This is a genomic window from Chitinophaga polysaccharea (genome assembly GCF_007829335.1).
GTDB lineage: Bacteria > Bacteroidota > Bacteroidia > Chitinophagales > Chitinophagaceae > Chitinophaga > Chitinophaga polysaccharea_B.
In genome coordinates, this window is the sequence record NZ_VIWO01000002.1 from 350,954 (window position 1) to 370,961 (window position 20,008).

The 20,008-nt window shown below is 50.5% G+C and carries 4 protein-coding genes; all 4 read left to right on the top strand.

Annotated features, from left to right (window positions below):
- Window positions 1–6 precede the first annotated feature (6 nt).
- Genes FHW36_RS09440 through FHW36_RS09455 form a run of 4 tightly spaced genes read left to right on the top strand, consistent with a single transcriptional unit; the run spans window position 7 to window position 19,972 of the window.
- Window positions 7–6,345 carry a type I polyketide synthase gene (locus tag FHW36_RS09440; RefSeq protein WP_145666161.1) on the top strand — a complete coding sequence of 2,113 codons (6,339 nt, stop codon included), beginning with the start codon at window positions 7–9 and terminating at the stop codon, window positions 6,343–6,345.
- A 41-nt stretch (window positions 6,346–6,386) separates the two neighbouring features.
- Window positions 6,387–9,497: a non-ribosomal peptide synthetase gene (locus tag FHW36_RS09445; protein WP_145666164.1), complete on the top strand. Its 3,111-nt coding sequence runs from the start codon at window positions 6,387–6,389 to the stop codon at window positions 9,495–9,497.
- Window positions 9,498–9,541: 44 nt separating this feature from the next.
- Window positions 9,542–10,948: a serine hydrolase domain-containing protein gene (locus FHW36_RS09450; protein WP_186452366.1), complete on the top strand. Its 1,407-nt coding sequence runs from the start codon at window positions 9,542–9,544 to the stop codon at window positions 10,946–10,948.
- A 15-nt stretch (window positions 10,949–10,963) separates the two neighbouring features.
- The gene (locus FHW36_RS09455; RefSeq protein WP_145666168.1) at window positions 10,964–19,972 is read left to right on the top strand and encodes a hybrid non-ribosomal peptide synthetase/type I polyketide synthase; all 9,009 of its coding nucleotides are present in this window, start codon (window positions 10,964–10,966) and stop codon (window positions 19,970–19,972) included.
- Window positions 19,973–20,008: the final 36 nt, after the last annotated feature.

Here is a 20,008-nt window from a genome sequence, read left to right on the forward strand (position 1 = left end):
TTACACATGATGAAGAATGAATCTAACAACCCGATAGCCATTGTCGGAATTGGTTGCCGTTTGCCTGGCGGCGCCTCTTCTGCTCCGAAATTTTGGGACATGCTGATGAATAAAACAGATGCCATCGTTGAAATTCCCCGCGAGCGATGGGACAACCGGCGGTTCTGCAGTCAGTCGGACCAGGCGCACAATAAAATCCGTAGTTTTCATGGCGGTTTCCTGAGAGAGAAAATAGATGAATTTGACCCGTTCTTCTTTGGCATTTCACCCCGGGAGGCCGAAACGTTAGACCCGCAACAGCGGCTACTGCTGGAGGTTTCCTATGAGGCCATGGAAGATGCCGGCATTACGTTGCCGCAAGTAAAAGGCAGCAATACCGGTGTTTTCGTAGGGGGATTTACGTATGATTTCGGGCTGTTGCAGCTGGAAAAGGATAATCGCGCGCTCATTAACTCCACTACGGCTACGGGTATCATGCTGACCATGTTATCCAACAAGTTATCCTACTGGTATGATTTTAAAGGACCAAGTTTCACTATCGATACCGCTTGTTCTTCCTCGCTGGTGGCTACTCATGTGGCCTGCCAGAATATCTGGGCGGGAGAATGTGATATGGCCATGGTAGGCGGTGTAAACGTAGTGCTGAAACCCGTGATGAGCATGGTGATGAGTGCCGGTAAGTTCTTGTCGAAACATGGCCGCTGCAAAGCTTTTGATGAAGAGGCGGCGGGCTATGTAAGGGGAGAGGGCGCCGGCGTAGTATTATTGAAGCCATACGATAAAGCGGTGGCAGACGGCAATAAAATTTATGCCCTGATCAGGGCTACCGGTATTAACCAGGATGGCAAGACCGGTGGGATTACCGTGCCAAATGGTCTTTCACAAAAAGCGCTGATAAGAAAAGTATTACATAAGAGCGGTATTCACGTGAACCAGGTACACTATGTGGAAGCACATGGTACCGGCACCCAGGCAGGCGACCCGGTAGAGTTTAATGCCATCAATGATATTCTGAAAGAAGAGGGATATAGCAACGGCAAGTGCCTGATTGGTTCTGTGAAAACCAATATCGGCCACCTGGAAGCCGGATCGGGCGTAGCCGGTTTGATCAAAGCTACGCTATGCCTGCAGCATAAGACGGCGCCGCCTAACCTGCATTTTAACAAACCTAATCCAGGTTTGAATTACGAGGAAAGCTTGCTGCGGATTCCCGTACAGCCGGAACCGTTACCTGCCGGCGAGCCATCATTTGCCCTGGTGAATTCCTTTGGATATGGAGGAACCAATGCGCATGTGGTACTGGAAGAATATCGTATGCCCGCAGCCGATAGTACTACCACTGCAACTGCTGCAACGGCAGCTCCCATGATATTTCCGCTCTCTGCACATGACACCGGGGCGCTAAAGCAGTTGGCACAATCTTACCTGGCGCTGCTGGAGAGAAACGAAGTAAGCGCGGCGGATTTGCTGTATTCGGCCGCTCACCGGCGTACGCATCATAAGCACCGCCTGGCAGTGGTGGCACAGAGAAAAGAAGACCTGAAAGAAAAGCTGCTGGCTTTTCATCATAATAATTTAGGAAAACAGATTGTTACCAATACCGCCGGCACAGAGAAGGGCAAGACCGTTTTTGTATACACTGGTATGGGCCCACAGTGGTGGAAGATGGGGCGGGAGCTGATGGCTTACGAACCTGTATTCCGTCAAAGCCTGGAAGACTGTGATGCCATTTTCAGGAGAATTGCTTCCTGGTCTGTGCTGGAGGAAATGCAAAAGGACGAAGCGACCTCCCGTATCAAAGAAACGCAGGTAGCGCAACCGGCCAATTTTTTCATACAGGTGGCTTTAACAGCGTTGCTGGCACATTTCGGCGTGAAGCCGGATGCTGTAGTTGGGCATAGTGTAGGGGAAGTGGCGTCTGCTTATATTTCAGGTGCGCTGTCACTGGAAGAGGCCATCCTGGTGAGCTATCACCGGAGCCGCCTGCAACAGCTGATTGCCGGTAAGGGTAGGATGCTGGCGGTATCTATCCCGGCGGCTACTGCAGAAAACATGATTGCGCAGTACCCGGATATTTCTATAGCGGCTATCAACAGTCCCGATTCGGTTACGTTGTCTGGCGATGAAACCGGTCTGCTGGCCTTGGCAGACCAGTTTGAGCTGAAGGGTATTTTCTGCCGGATGCTGGAGGTGGAGGTACCTTATCATAGTCCGTTAATGAATGAAATTCATGAAGAATTGCTGGAGTCGTTGCGCGGGCTGCAACCGGCAACTACACATATCCCGCTTTATTCTACCGTTACCGGCAACCTGATTGAGGGAACCGCTATTGACGCCCATTACTGGTGGCTGAATGTACGTAACCCGGTTAGCTTTGCGCCGGCTATAGATGTATTGTCGGCCAATGAGTTTGATTGTTTTATGGAGATTGGTCCCCACCCGGTGTTGAAAACGGCTATAACAGAGTGCCTGCAGGCCAGGAGCCGGAAAGGTACGCTGGTTCATTTTATGAACCGTAAGGAAAGAGAGCAGCTTCATTTTTATAATGGCCTGGCAACTTTATATACCTTGGGGCATTCGGTTAACTGGGAGTTACTGGCTCCCCGGGCGGCTTTCGTTCCATTGCCGGTTTATCCCTGGCAGAAAGTGCGATACTGGAATGAAAGTGGGATATCTGCGGAAGACCGGTCCGGCCTGGAGGGAAACGTATTCCTCTATAACAGGCTGCCAGCGGCTCAACCCATGTATGAAGTAGAATTGAATACCCTATTCTTTCCTTTCCTGCGCGATCATATTGTGCATGGGAAAATAATTTTTCCGGGAGCCGGTTATATCACTGCGGCAATGGCTATGTATAGCAATGAACCCGGTAATGCAGGCAAAGGGATGATATTGGAAGATATTGCATTTCACCAGTTGCTGCTGATCGATGACCGGCAGGTGCAACTGCTGCATGCTACGATGGATACCAGTCTCGGGCAGTTTCGTGTACTGAGCCGGCAGGAAGGTACTTTACCTGGTTGGCAGCTGAGGGCAACGGGGAGATATGTAAACGGAAATCTGCCGGTTACCGGTAAGCAGCTCGATTTACCTCACCTGCGTAGCAGGTGTACGGAGCATCTGACTGCAGCCGCATTATATGATAAACTGGCGCATATAAAACTGGAGTATGGCCCATTGTTTCGTTGTGTGAAAGAAGTGGCCTATGCGCCAGGAATGGCATTAGCGGCTATTGAGGGACATCCTTCCTATGCGGCTAACCGCGAGGAATATTTCATTCATCCGGTGTTGCTGGATGCCTGTTTCCAGGTAATGGTAGTGGCCAGTCCACGGGAAGTGGTACCTGTTTCCATCCGTCGGCTCAACTGCTATCATGCAGTGGGCAATCGTTTCCTGTGTTATGCAACGATCACGTCTGTCACACCAACGGAAGTAGAGGGCGATTTGACGATATGCCTGGAAGACGGTGCAGTGGCGATGCACATTGAAGGACTGAAATGCCAGCAGATGTTGAAACTGGCTGATGCTGATGAAGAGCCAGGAGTAGCAGATGATTTTTATCTGCCCGAATGGCAGGAGTATGTACTTCCTGCCACCAAGCAGGATATGCCGGCGCCGGTAGTGGTACTGGCGGCCGATAAGTCGATGGGGCTTTCCGCAGCAACCGCCTTGTCGGCAAGGGGAGTGGCCGTAAGCCTTTTGTGCCAGGGTAATACCGGCCGGAAAGTGAGTGGTAGCCAATATGAACTGGATTTCAGCAACGACGCCGATATGAAATGGGCATTGGAAGCAGCAGGGAGCTCTGGTATGCAGGTGATGTATATTCCCGGAAAACAGGAAGCTATACCAGATGCTGAGCGATGCCTGCAGGAAGTAACGCCGTTGCTGCAATTAATGAAAAACTGGCCTGCCACCGGTACCCGGTCGCTGTACATTGTTACGCAACAGGCACATGTTATAGGAGACGACAACGCTACAGTGAACCTGGCTGCAGCGCCGGTATGGGGATTGGGAGGTGTGATTGCCAACGAATATCCACAATGCCGGGTACAGTTGATAGACCTGCCTGCCCAACATACCGACTGGTCATTGCTGGCAGCCGTGGTGGGACAGGAAGGATCAGAAACGGAAATGGCTATACGAGGTACGCAGTTGTATGTAAGAAGATTACGCCGGAAGGCAGTTGCGGCGCCTGAAACACTGAAAGAAGCCGTTAACGTAAGCCAGCATCCTGTTGCGCTGAAAATGGGGCAGAAAACGGCTCCGGGTGTACCCGCATTTGAAGAAGTATCAAGAGGGGTACCCGGTAATAAAGAGATAGAGATATTGGTATATAATACCGCGATTAATAATAAAGATTATCCCCGGATAGTCAATAAGGGGATGAATGGCCACCATTACCAGGTGGGAATAGAATGTGCCGGCGTGGTAATGTCGCTTGGCAAGGATGTCATCGGTTTTCGTATAGGCGACCATGTGATAGGCATCTGTCCTTCGGGAGCTGTTAGGTCATATGCCATGCTACCGGATCATTTAACCATACAACTGCCGGCGGGAATACCGCACAGCGGCGCAGCGGCACTGATACCGTTTGTGGGCGCACTGCATGCACTCAAATATATTGCGCAGCTGGGAGCGGGCGATAAAATACTGATTCCAAGGGCAACGGAGAGTGCAGGTATGGCGGCTATTCAATATGCCCGGATGGTAGGAGCTGAAATATTTGCCACGGCAGAGGGGGCACAGCAACAGGATCTGCTGAGAAACGCTGGTGTACAGCATGTGTTTGGGGCAGACGATATCGACGCTATAGCTGCTATCCTGGGCATCACCAACGGGTATGGTATAGACGTGGTGTTCAGCATGTCGCACGGTGAAATGTTGTACCAGGGACTGGCCTTGTTAGCGCCTTATGGCAAATACCTGGATGTTAGCGGCGACCAAAGCGTCCAGAAGGTACTGCCTATGCAACATTTCTCCCGAAATCTGACCTTTGCTTCGGTGGATGCGGAACGCATTATCAATGAACGGCCTTTATTGGCAGCTAAATACCTGAAAGAGACCCGCGAATATATGGAAGCCGGTCATTTCACTGCTTTGCAGGTAAAAGAAATAGCCGCCTGGGAAATTGGCAACGTTGAAGCCAGAACAGCTGAACAGTCCTGGTCTGCCGATAAAACCGTGATTCGTTTTTACAATGAGGAAGTAGAGATCCCTGTAGCAGAAAATACCAGGTTGACCTTAAAGCCAGATGCAACTTACCTGGTTACCGGCGGTACCCGCGGCCTGGGCCTGGCGATAGCCCGCTGGATGGTGGCGCGTGGTGTAAGAAATGTAGTGCTGGTAAGCCGTTCCGGTGCGCAACTACAAAGCTCACAGGATGCTATCCGGGAAATGGAAGCTGCTGGCGCAGTAGTATGGGTGGTAGTAGCCGATATAGCAGACGGTAAGGCGGTACAAGCACTGATAACTAAGATACAAGCCCAGCTACCTCCATTGAAAGGCATTTTCCATGGCGCCATGGTACTGGACGACGGCTTCTTTGCAGATATGACACCTGACCGTTTTCGCAAGGTAATGACGCCTAAAATAGATGGCGCCGTGCACCTGCACAATGCAACGGCCACGGATACACTGGATTTCTTTGTATGTATATCCTCTGTTTCTACCTTAATCAGTAACCCCGGGCAAGCGAACTACATTGCTGCCAACGGCTTCCTCGATGCCTTTGCACATTACCGCCGTCAGAAAGGATGGCCGGCTACCACCATCAACCTCGGCGTGGTAGCAGGAACCGGGGTGGTGGCCCGTGATGAAAAATTACAGGCCATGTTGGAAGATGCGGGTATCCATGGTTTGTCAACCCGGGAAATAATGGAAGGCATTACCATCATACTAAAAGAAAAACCAATACAGACAGGCTTCTTCAGCGTTGATTGGGAAACCTGGGCCAGCGGCAACCCCGTAGCAGGTCAGTTCTCCCTGTTCAAAGACCTGGTGGCAAAGAACCGGCAAGATACTGGCCCGGTGCAGCAACAGCAGGAGGTAGTGGCCGCATTGATGGGTATGAGCCGCGAGGAATGGGCCGGTTATATAGGAGGATTACTTGTAACAGAGTTATCGCAGATCCTTAAAATGGACGCCGGAAAAATTGACCGCGATAAAGGTATTAACCTGCTGGGTATTGATTCAGTAATGGTGGTAGAATTGATTGGCGCCGTAAAACGAAACCTCGGCATCGTGATGCTGCCCATGGAATTTTTGACAGGCCCGTCAGTGACGGTATTAGCAGAGGTAATGCTGAAGAGACTACCATTACCTGCTGAAGAAATGGTCAGCGAATAAAAATTGTTTTCCGCCATATAGCGTGCCTAATATACTCTTCTATGTCATCATCCCTACAACATAGCCTGGAACATAGTTTCACCGCATATGCCCGGCACACAGCGATTCTTGCCGGTAGCACTGCCGTCAGTTACGAACAACTGTCGCGCACTGCCGCCAATATTGCTGCGGGCCTTGCGCAACAGGAGATTCCTGCGCTTACTTTTATTGGCGTTACTGCTACCAGCAGGATCGACTACATCTATGCCTTTACCGGCATACTCAAAGGGCGCTATGTATACGTGCCTATTGACCCGCGGTTGCCCGTTTTACGGGTGCAGCAGATGGTCAGCAAACTGAAGATCAGGCACCTCGTGGCAGATCGTACGGCCCTGGATACGATTTACCAGGATAGGGCGGCCTTCAGAGAAATCTGTTTTCATGAGCTGGACACACTGAAAATCAGCGCTGCATCAGCAATGCCGAATCCGGTCTTCAGCGAAGATGATCCGGCCTATGTATACTTTACCTCCGGTTCTACCGGCGAGGCCAAGGCCGTACTGGGCAGAAATGGCAGCCTGCTGCATTTCATTCAATGGGAACTTCAAAATTTTCATATAGACCATACCGTTAGGGTCAGTCAATTTGTACATCCCGGTTTTGACGCCTGGATGAGAGACATCCTGGTGCCCTTGTTTGCCGGCGGCACTATCTGCATACATCCGTCTATTGACAGTGGCGTATATGAACAGGAATTGACGGCCTGGCTTAATGATACGGGTATTGGCTTGATTCACTGCGTGCCTAGTTTCTTCAGGCTGGTTAATCACAGTCGGCTGCAATCATCCGATTATCCGGCATTGCGATATGTATTGTTATCTGGCGAACATATGGCGCCTCAGTACCTGGAAAACTGGTATCGCCTTTTTGGAAACAGGATACAGCTGGTGAACCTGTATGGTACCACCGAAACCACGCTGATCCGGACCTGGTACCCGATACAACCGGAAGACGTACAACGGTCACGTATTCCGGCGGGCAAGCCAATAGCCGATACGGAAATATTATTGCTGGACGCGCAGGGACAGGCTTGTGAAGCGGGTGCTACAGGAGAAATATATATCAGCACCCCTTACATGACTTACGGTTACTACAGTGATGAACAGCAACAGCAGGAGCGATTTTTGCCGCATCCGTTCGACGCTGGTAAGCCATGGGCGTATCGCACAGGCGATTTGGGAAGATGGCTGCCAGATGGGAATCTGGATATCCTGGGGCGAAAAGATAAGCAGGTGAAGATCCGTGGAATAAGGGTGAATTTGCAGGAGATAGAAAATGCTATGCTCCGGCACCCCGATGTAAAAGAAGTGGTGGTAATGGCCCCTGAAATGGCGCCGGGCGAACAAAGTTTGCAGGCGTACTATGTGCCAGGCAGGGAACTGCTGCCCGAATCATTGCGTACGTTCCTGCAATCAGTACTGCCACCGTACCTGGTGCCGGGGTCATTGATGTCCTTGTCACATTTCCCGCTGCTACCTAATGGAAAGATAAATCTGAACGCGTTGCCCGCGCCGGAATCGACTACCCCGGAAGGATCCGAAGCCCCCGGAAACCACGTGGAAGAAGTACTCAGAAAAATATGGGCAGAGCTGTTACATCTCTCCCCGGAGAAAATAAGTACAGACATTAATTTTTTCCAGCTGGGAGGCAACTCTATACAGGTATTGCAATTCCTTTCCCGTGCATTGGAAATGACCGGTTACCGGATACCGTTGGAGAAATTTCTCCGGATGCCGACCATCCGCGCCTGTGCAGGTATGATGGCGCCGGAAATTTTAAATGGAGAAGATACGCTCAGACCAGCTCCCGCAAAAAGCGGGTATGTGCTGACGGAGAACCAGGAGCATATCTTTTTTGATTGCTACAAACATCCCTCTTCTACTGCCTACAATATGATCAGTATTGTGGATATAGTGGGCGAGATATCGGGAGAAGAGATAACTACACTCTTACAAAAGCTGATTGCGCGCCACGAAATGTTCCGCACTTCTTTTCATATAGCCGACAACGGTAGTGCCTACCAGGTAGTGCATCCGGAGGTAACCTTTGCGGTGGTGGAGGAGCAGGTGGAAGATGATAAGTTGCAGCAGGCAATCCGCGCCTGTATCAAACCATTTGAACTGGATAAGGCCCCGCTGATCAGGGCTTTTATGATCAGGGCCGGTAGGGATAAATCGGTGTTGCTGCTGGATATTCATCATCTGTTGACAGACGCCGTGTCTATGCGGATCATGGAGAGGGAACTGAAACAGATTTATCGTGGTGTCCCATTGACCCCGTTGACACTGCATTATAAAGATTATGCTGAATGGCTGCATCAGCCGGTGCAGCAGCAGCTGTTGCAGGAGCAGCAGCGCTACTGGCTGCATCAGTACCAGGCATTGCCGGCGCCACTAGCATTGCCAATGGATGAAGAAAGGCCGGCGGCCAAGAGCTACGAAGGAGCCATCTATCGCTTTGAATGCGATGCTGTATTTGCAGAGAAGCTGAACAGCTTTGCGCGGACACAACAGGTGACCCTGTTTACCTTGCTGCTCACCTGTTATTATATCCTGTTGCAGAAATTGGGAGCTACCAGCGACATTGTAGTCGGTATTCCCGCCGCCAGGCGTAGCCATCCGGCTACCGGGAGCATGATGGGGCTATTTGTGGGAGAGCTGGCGTTACGGGTATCATCCAGCCCCGACCAGGATTTTCGTACGTTCCTGCACGTTGTACATACCACATTGATAGATGCTTACAAGCACCAGGATTTTCAGTACCGGCAGCTGTTGCAGCAATTAGATCTGCCTCCGGCAGCTCCCCGTAATCCGCTGTTTGATGTGTGGTTTGCCTTTCAGCAGGTAGATCAGTCGGAAGTGGTGTTGTCAGAGCAACTGAAATTTGTAAAACATATCAATAATAATACGGTAGCACTCTTTGATCTGCTGCTGCGGGGTTATGAAATAGATGGGCAGATTGAGTTCCGGTTTGAATATTACAGGAAGATATTCCGGGAAGAACGGATAGCACTGTTTGCCGGCTACTACCTGGATATCCTCGAACAGGTACTGGCAAACGACCGGGTGAGCCTGCACCAGATACGTTTACAGGGCCAGGAAAACATGGTCTGAAGCACAATATCTACCGATCCCACATGCTTAAATCTATTATTGATATGAAATCAATAGAAGCGCTGCTTCACAAAATTATGCAGGCCTACGAATTGCCCGGTATGGCGGTTGGTATTATGGAAGGAGGAGAGGTAACGTACCAGCAACATTTTGGTGTCAGCAATATCAGTACCGGCGCCGGTCTTACCCATGAATCCGTTTTTCAGCTGGGATCCCTGTCGAAAGTATTTGTGGCTACTGCTATCATGCAATTGGCTGAACAGGGCAAGATAGCGCTGGACGAAAAACTGGTGACTTATCTGCCCTATCTGAAAACAACAGATACGCGTTACAGCAGGATTACTATCCGGCAAATATTATCGCATACCTCGGGTATTCCTGATGTCCGGAACTTTGAATGGAATAAACCACAATACGACGACGGTGCGGCGCGCCGCTATATAGATACGCTGGAACATCTTCCGCTGCTCGACGAGCCAGGCGTACTTTATCACTATAGCAACCGTGCCTACAATGTGCTGGCAGATGTAATCCATGTTTGTTCCGGTATGTTGTTCGAAACATATATGCGCCGGCATTTTTTTGAACCACTGGAAATGCCGCATAGCACTTTTACCGTAACAGATGTGCCGGAACGTTTGCTGGTAAGTCCGCATACCCTGGCAAAAAATTTCGTAAGCAAGGTACGTAAGGTATACCCCTACAATCGTATCCATGCACCCAGCTCCACGCTCTATTCCAACGTACCGGATATGATGCATTGGATGAAGGCCAATCTTGATAACGGCGTGTGGAAAGACAAGGCCCTGTTACAGGAAGATAATTATCGCCGGTTAATGCAACCGGAGGTTGAAACGGAGCAGGATACTTATATGTGCCTGGCCTGGAAGCTGGTGAAGCGTAATGGCTATACCATGGCGGTATCGCTGGGAGGGGAGCCCGGGTTCCGCGCTTTTATGATCCTGTTGCCGGAAAAGAAAACCGGAGTATTTGTTTGTATTAACTCTGATAATTTTTCGGCAGAACAGGTGGCTATCCCGGTACTGCTGATGAAGTTGGGCTACGAGGTAGATCCACCTAAAACCCCTATACATCTGCCACTCGGCAGAACGCTGATGCAAAGCGGGTTTGATGCCGCGGTGCAGGCCTATCATTACCTGAAGAAAGAAGCCCCCGGCGCCTACGACTTCCAGGATACGCACCTGATTGCCCTGGGATTTAAGTTGCTGTACCGGGCACGTAAATGCCAGGATGCACAGAAAATCTTCCGCCTTTGTGTAATGGACTATCCCGATTCCTGGGAGGCCTGGTACGGGCTGGGAGAGTCACAGTCCTGGGCAGATGAAACCGAAGGCGCTATCAGCAGTTACCAACGTACCCTGGAGCTGAATCCGTCTTATGATAAGGCGGTACAGGCACTCCGCAAATTAATGGAATTCAAAAACGCATAACGTTACTATCGATATATGTCAGTTGATAACAGGAAACTTACCGGCCTTGAAATAGCAATAACGGGCATGGCTATACGTGTTCCGGGCGCTGATAGCCCCGCTGCTTTCTGGGATAACCTGGTAAATGGCCGGGAAACGCTCCGTTTCTTTACAGATGCGGAACTGGAGGCATCAGGGATCACTTCTGCACAGTACAGTCAGCCGGGATATGTGAAAGCGAGGGGGATTATTGATGACGCAGAGATGTTTGATGCGGCCTTTTTTGGCTTCACCCCCAAAGAGGCAGAACGGCTGGATCCCCAGATACGTTTGCTTTGTGAGCTTGCCTATGAGGCAATGGAGAACGGAGGATGTAACGCGGCTACCTGGCAGGGATTGATGGGCGTATACCTGGGCGCGGCTCCGGCTACTGCCTGGCAACAACATACCCTGGCGGCTTGCAAGGCATCTTTTTCCGACGAGTTCGCCACTTTGTTATTGAATGATAAAGATTTTCTCAGCACGCGTTTATCATACTTACTGAATCTGCATGGGCCCAGTATGACTATTTATACCGCCTGCTCTACCTCCCTGGTAACGGTAGATACTGCCTGCCAGGCGTTGCTCACGGGTAAGTGCGATGCAGCTCTTGCCGGCGCTATATCTTTATCGCTGCCGGTAAAGGCGGGGCACCTACATGAACCAGGTATGATTTTATCGGCCGATGGGCATACCCGCTCTTTTGATGAAAAGGCCTCTGGATCAGTATTCAGCGACGGGGCAGGCATCGTGATGCTGAAACGGCTGGCTGATGCGCTGGCCGATGGAGATACCATTCATGCGGTAATCAAGGGAAGTGCTATCAACAATGATGGCGCCCGTAAAATTGGCTATACCGCGCCTGGATCTGCAGGGCAGGCAGAGGTGATTGCCATGGCGCACCAGGTAGCAGAAATAGAACCACAAAGCATCAGCTATATCGAAACGCACGGCAGCGCCACTGCTATCGGTGATAAAATTGAAATAGAGGCACTGGAAACGGTTTTTCGCGATGTACCTGGCGAGTTCCGTTGCCCGCTGGGAAGCGTGAAATCCAACTTTGGCCACCTGAATACTGCCGCCGGCATGGCGGGCCTGATAAAGACCGTGCTGGCCTTAAAACATGGCATGATACCTCCCAGCCTGCATTGCACACAACCTATCGCCGGGCTAAACACGGGACAAAGCAGGTTTTATGTAAATACCACGCTTGCTTCCTGGACAAATGATCAGCAGCCATTACGTGCAGGAGTCAGCTCCTTCGGCATTGGAGGCACCAACGCACATCTTATACTCGAAGAAGCGCCGGTAGCGGCAACAGATACGCCTTCCTGGAGAGATCATTACCTGTTGCTGTTATCAGCTAAAACCCCGGTAGCATTGGAGGCCAGGGTTACGCAATTGGCGGCCCACCTGTCATCAGCTACGGATATTAATATGGCTGATGTTGCCTATACATTGCAAACCGGCCGGCAGGAATTCCGCTACCGCAGTATTTGTGTGGCAGCCGATCGGGAAGATGCTATCCGGAAGTTAACCGCACAAGGTAACAGGGGAACACAAACTGCCGGGGTGAATCAACAGTGCCCTCCGCTAGTGTTCCTCTTTGCAGGGTTAGGCGCCCAGTATCCCGATATGGGGCGGGACCTCTATGAAAAGGAACCATTTTTCAGGAAAGAGGTAGACCGCTGCCAGCAGTTGCTGGCCGGCACTGAGATGGCAAAATGGACGCTTTATCACAACAATCATACACCCGATAATAGTTTTACCGGTTCTCAACTCAGGATGTTTGTATTTGAATATGCATTGGCGCGGCTGCTGATGCATTGGGGATTGCAGCCGGATCATCTTGCAGGCTACAGTCTCGGGGAATATGTGGCGGCTTGCCTGGCCGGCGTTTTTTCGCTGGAAGATGCGCTGCAATTAATGCTTATCCGGGGACGGCTGGTAGAAACACTGCCTGCCGGAGCTATGCTGAGTATCCCATTGCCGGCAGCAGAGGCCATGCACCTGTTACCGGAAGACGTGTATATGGCAATTGACAATGGCCCCTCTTGCGTGGTATCTGGCGGACTCGAAGATATTATCCGTCTCGAAAAACAACTAAAGGAAGAACGCCTGTTGTCGTTCAGGATATCCTCTACGCATGCTGTACATGCGCCTACAGTAAACCCGGTGTTACCTGCATTGAGGGCGCACCTGGCATCAATAGTATTGCATCCCCCAGCCATTCCTTTCCTTTCGAATGTAACAGGGCTGTGGATGACAGCTGCAGATGCCACTTCGCCGGAATATTGGTGCCAGCACCTTTCCCAAACCGTGCGCTTTGCTGATAACGTACAACATATCACGGCTATTCCGGATGCCACCCTGGTGGAAATTGGTCCTGGCAATGATCTTACCATGCTGGTAAAACGATTGTTACCGCCGGAACAGGAAAATCGTGTACTCAGCACCGTTAGAACCCAGTCGGTGGGGGTATCTGATGTAGCATACCTGTTGAACCGGGTTGGTCAGCTGTGGCTGAAAGGACATCCGTTCAGCTGGGAAAATTTTTACCGGGAAGAAAATCGCTGTAAGATACCATTGCCGGCTTATCCTTTTGAGAAGGCACCGCATACGATGGATATTGGACACGTGGCACGTCGCGATCCGGCGGAAACGGCTAATACGAATGGCATTACCAAGCAGGAGGACTTGTCTTCCTGGTTTTACCTTCCTTCCTGGAGGCGGCAACCCTTGCTACCATACCAACCGGAAGTTGATTTGCCGGTAAGCTTACTGTTGTTTGTACCGCCGGGTATACCGGTGTCGCTGCTGTTGAATGAACTACAGACCTGGGAGATTACTGATGTGGTAATGGTGCATCCGGGCAGCGCTTTTGAGCAAACGAATGCCAACGAATTTATTATCCATCCTCAGTCGGCAGAAGACTATAGGGAAATGTGCCGGCGGTTGCAAACGGCCGGTTGGGAAGCCTCGCATGTGTTGCATGCCTGGAATACAGGCAATAGGGAAGAACAGGTACTCACAGCTGACAGCATCAAAGAAAAACAATACACCGGTTTTTATAGCCTGCTTTATTTAATGCAGGCATTGGAATATACCCAATCCCTCTCGCTTTCTCTGCAGCTCACAGTAGCGGCCGACAGGATATTCCGTATTACCGGTGATGAAAATACAGATGCCGGCAAAACAACGTTACTGGGATTGGTAAAGGTAATACCGCAAGAATATCCCGGGGTGCGCTGCAGGATAGTGGAGCCGGATGGCGATGACTTTTTCCGGCAGGTAATCCGGGAAGCATTGCTCACCACAACCGGTATCGTAGCCGCCTACCGTGGAAAGTCGCGCTGGGTGCAACAAATGGAGCCATTATCCTTACCTGCGGCTCCGGCAAAAACAGCCCGGCTCCGGGTGGGAGGCACTTACCTGGTAACCGGGGGAATGGGCAATATAGGATTGGCTATTGCCACTTGCTTACATCGCGAATACCAGGCTAAAATAATACTGGCGGGTCGCACGCCATTGCCACCCCGCAGCCAGTGGGAACAGCAGGCTACTGCTGAACGCAATGGGGGAAAACGGCGCAAAATATCTACGCTGCTGGAGTTGGAGCAGGAGGGCGCCACTATTGCCTTTATGGCAGCAGATGCCGGAAGTCTCGAAGAAATGCAGCAGGTAGTAACGGAAGCTGAAAATAAATTCGGACCTATTCACGGCGTGTTTCATACGGCCGGCATCATCGACATGCACGCTTTCCCCACCATAGGCCAGTTGCAGCCATCGGATTATGAAAGACACTGCCATCCTAAGATAACCGGTACGCTCGTACTGGAAGAAATTTTCAGGAACAGGCAACCGGATTTTATCCTGTTGGCTTCTTCGCTGTCACCCATACTGGGAGGACTGGGACTGGCTTCCTACGCCGCCGCCAACCAATTTATGGATGCAATGGCTTTGGAGCAGGTAGCCGCCGGCAAGCCCTGGATCAGCCTCAACTGGGCTGACTGGGAAGGCTGGGAGGCAGGGTTGGAAAATATGATGATCAGCAGCGAGGCGATCGCACTCAATATCTCCGCAGCTGAAGGAATAGAAACCCTGAAGCGGGTATTACATTATGCCCTGGAAGAAGGACAGGTGGCTATTTCTTCGGGCAACTTATTACAGCGGATGCAGAAGTGGGTGTATACCGCTAATGATCATCCCGGTACTGTAGCCACGGGGGATGCCTCTATGACCATACCGCTAAAACCCAAGCCAATATTGTTAAACGAATACCTGCCGCCGGCCGATGCACTGGAAGAAAAATTGGTGGAGCAATGGAGCGAACAACTGGGATTCAGCGGTATAGGTGTACAGGACGACTTCATGGAATTGGGAGGTGATTCACTCAAGGCTATCATCATGCTCTCCCGTGTACACCGGCTTACCAAAACGATTGTATCATTGGAGGAATTTTTCCGCAACCGTACTATTCAACATATTGCGCATGTAGTGCGTCATACAAAGCATAAAGCCTATAAGCCGGTAATGCCGGCGCCGGACCGCACGTATTATCCTTTGTCGGCTGCACAGCGGCGGCTCTTCTTCCTGCGTGAGTTTGATACCAGCGGCATTGGTTACAATGAAACCCACGTTGATATCCTGGAAGGCCGGTTAGACATTGACCGGTTAACCAGCGCATTTCGCACCATTATACAACGGCATGAAATTTATCGCACCGCCTTGCTGATGACGCCGGAAGGCCCGGTACAACAGGTGATGGAGCAGGTGCCTTTTGAACCGGAATTACTGGAAGCAGACGAAGCGGCTTTGCCAGCGCTGATCCGGAATTTTGCCCGGCCTTTTCATTTCGATCAACCGCCCTTTATGAGGGTTGGCATCGTGAAACTGGCGACCGATAAACATGCGGTTATATTTGACCGTCATCATATTATTTCCGATGGAATCAGCAGTGAAATACTGGATCGTGAACTCGTTGCTTTATGTGAAGGCGCCTCCCTGCCAGCCGTAGCCCTGCAATACAAAGATTACGCAATATGGCAGGAAGAAGAGCAGCACAGCGAATATCGCAGGCAACAGCTGGATTGGTGGAAAGAGATCTTCCAACAGGATATCCCGGTATTGCAACTACCCACCGACTATTCCAGGCCGCCCGTGCAGTTGTTCAACGGCGATGCTGTTCACTTTACGCTTGATGAAGCAACTGTATTGGCTGCCAGGAAGCTGGTAAAAGAGCTGGATGTTACCATGCATAGCCTGTTATTGGCTGTCTTTAATGTACTGTTGTCGGGACTTTCGGGGCAGAAAGATATTGTGGTGGGCACACCGGTGGGTGGAAGACGGCATCCTGACCTGGAAAATATCAGCGGCATATTTGTAAATACGCTGCCTTTGCGTAACCAGCTGCCGGAAGAAATGCCTTTTAATACGTTTCTACAGGAAGTTAAGAAACGGGTATTTACAGCGCTGGAAAACCAGGATTGTCAGTATGAGGACCTGGTAGAACAGTTACATCTCCCAAAAGATATTTCCCGCAACCCGCTTTTCGACGTTCTGTTGGTGTACCAGCATTTTTCTATCCGCAGCAAAGGCTGGGAGGGTATTCAACGTACACCTTATCATCATGTAACTGATAAAGCCAAATTCGATTTAAATCTGGTTTGCTGGGACCAGGATGCGTCGCTCTACTTTGAACTGGAATATAGTACCCATCTCTTTAAAAAAGCTACGGTAGCACGTTTTACCCGATATTTTATACATATTCTCCAGGAGGTATTGTTGCAACCTGCGTTGCCATTGAGTTCCATCAGCTTATTACCTGATAGTGAAAAAGAGCAGCTGTTATATACTTTTAATCACCTGAAATCAGATCGCTGTAAAGGCCTTGTTCTCCAGGAGCTGTTTATCGAACAGGTGGAAAGAACGCCGGAAGCCATTGCGCTGGTAGATGGCGCTCAAACGTTCACTTACCGGGAACTGAACCGTAGAGCTAACCAGCTGGCGGAAACGCTGATAAAAAAAGGCGTCGCCACCGATGTGCTGGTAGCCCTGTATACGGGTCGCAGTGCCGCTACTGTTGTAGGTATGCTGGGCATTATCAAAGCCGGAGGCGCCTGGTTGCCGATAGACCCGGTATTGCCGGTGAACAGGGTGCAGTACATGCTGGCAGACAGCCAGGTGAAGTTCTTACTGGCCGACGGTGAAACGGCTGCCCAGGCCGCAACATTATTGGATACTATAACGGTAATGGACATATCCAGGGAAGATACGTATAGTGGTAACGGTAACGAGCCAACGTTGATCAATAAACCCGGCGACCTGGTATACGTCATTTATACTTCAGGTTCTACCGGTCGCCCGAAAGGCATCATGCTCGAACACCGTAATGCCGTAAACCTGGTACAGCATTGTATTTACCACACCGGCATGGATTTTAGCAAGGTGCTTCAATTCAGTACAATTTCTTTTGACGTTTCTTTTTCAGAGATATTTTATACGTTATGTGCAGGCGGAACGGTATATATGGTCAGCGAAGCGGTGCGGAAAAATATCCCCGATTTACTGGCATTTATCGGAGAGCATCATATCAGCACTGTCTTCTTTCCTATGTCGTTACTGAGATTGTTGTTCAGGGAAACCGCATACATAGAAGCCATTCCCGCCTGCATCCGGCATATACAAACTGCCGGTGAACAAGTGATTGTCAGCAATGAATTCCGGTATTACCTGCAAAATAACGGGGTATACCTGCATAATCACTATGGTCCTTCTGAAACGCATGTGATTACCACGCTGACTATTTCGCCGGAAGGCGATATTCCGGCGTTACCAGGTATTGGCACGCCCATCCTCAATACAGATATCTATATCCTGGATGTCAGGGGAAATATTACCCCTATGGGCGTTCCCGGCGAATTATGCGCAGGAGGAGAGCAGGTGGGCAGGGGATATATCGGGAATGAAATATTAACCAGGGAGAAGTTTATTCCACATCCTTTTCGGCCTGATGAGGTAATTTATCGTACTGGCGATATTGCCCGCTGGTTGCCCGATGGTACGATCGATTTCCTGGGCAGGATAGACGGACAAGTGAAGATCAGGGGATACCGGGTAGAACCGGGTGAAACCGAAAGTTGTTTACTGGAGATACCTGTGGTGAAAGAAGCGGTTGTTACCGTGCAGCAACATACCGATGGCGACAAATACCTGTGTGCCCACCTGGTGGTAAAGGAAAAAATAACTGTTGAAATGCTGCGCCAGCTGTTATCCCGGCGATTGCCCGATTATATGATACCATCGGCGTTTGTAATGGTAGATAAGATACCTGTTACCGCCAATGGTAAGATCGACAAGGCCGCCTTGCATCCGCCGGCGCAGCAGCAGCAAGAAGGGTATGTAGCCCCTGTTACGGCCGCTGAAATATTAATGACGCAAATATGGGCAGCTGCCTTACAAACGGACGCTGCGCATATCGGGGTAACGGATAACTTTTTCATCCTGGGTGGTCATTCGTTGAAAGCAATGCAGCTGATTGCTAATATCCAACAGGCATTTAACGTGAAAATATCATTGCCGGAGTTCTTCAAGGATCCTACTGTCAGGGCCAATATAGCCGCGGTGTTGCAAGGGGTACGAGAAAGTAACACGACCATTAGCCGCACTGCTTCGCAAGCTTTTTACCCTGCCTCCGATGCGCAGCAACGTTTGTATTTCCTGCATCGGTTGCATCCCGGCGGACTCGAATACAACATGCCCGCTGCCTACCTGGTAAAGGGACAGCTAAACCTGTCGGCCTTACAGGCAGCCCTGCAACAGCTGATGGCCCGGCATCCGGTACTGAGCATTACCTACGATATTGCAGATAACAATATCGTCCAGGTACCCGCGGTGAACAGGGCGATAGAGATTATAAGGCTTCCGGCCACCATCGGCCACCATCCGGAAGCAGCCTTTCACCAGTTCATCCGGCCATTTGATTTAAACCGTGGACCTTTATTTCGTATAGCCGTTGCTGATATTGATGACAATAGTGCCTGGTTATTCCTTGATTTTCATCACAGCATTGCCGACGGCACCTCTTCCGGCATCTTTATCAGGGAGCTGAATGCCCTCCTGGCAGGAGAAACGCTGGCGCCGGTATCATTGCAATACCAACATTACGCTACCTGGCAGCAATCGGAAGAATACCGGCAGTTATTGTCCCACCAGGAAGTTTACTGGCTGGAGGTATTCCGGGATCTTCCCCTTGCCCGGCCTTCCTTACCAACAGATTTTAATCGCGCTATTGGCATACATACCGCTGGCGATACTGTTATTACCTGCATCACAGCCGCGCAATACCAGGCGCTTAAACAGCTGGCAGCCACAGAAAATACCACGGTATTTGTGGTGTTGATGACGCTCTATCATGTATTGTTATCTCATCTTACCGGCTCAGAAGAGATGATAGTAGGTACGCCGGTAACGGGGCGGAGAAGACCAGAACTGCAAACCGTAGTAGGCTTGTTTGTAAATACCCTGGCACTACGATCTTTCCCCAGTGATTATAAAACATTCGGCGGATTTTTAGGAGAAGTCAGCCAGCTGGTACTAGAGGCTTTTGATCAGCAGGAATACCCGCTGGATTTACTGATCCGGCGCCTGGGGCTTAGCAATCTCCCAGGCCGTAACCCGCTTTTTGATGTGATGATGGAGTTTGATTATGCCGACGGCACCACCCTGCAAATTCCCGGTACTGACGTAAGACCGTTCCCGCTAAAGAAAAGGATCGCCAAATTTGACCTGATGCTGTATTGCCGCGAAGTTGGCGATACACTGGAACTGGAGCTGTGTTATGCAACCCATCTGTTTCAGCAGGGCCGTATTGTGGCCTTCATGAATGCGTTGCACATCCTCATCACCCAGGTACTGGAAAATCCGCATTTACCATTGGCTACACTCAAAGCTGCCTGCCAGCCGGCGGCAACTGCTGCCGTACAACCCGTCAATATCGCCGGTTAACAATTATCTATGATCCGTTTAAATGAAAGTATATCG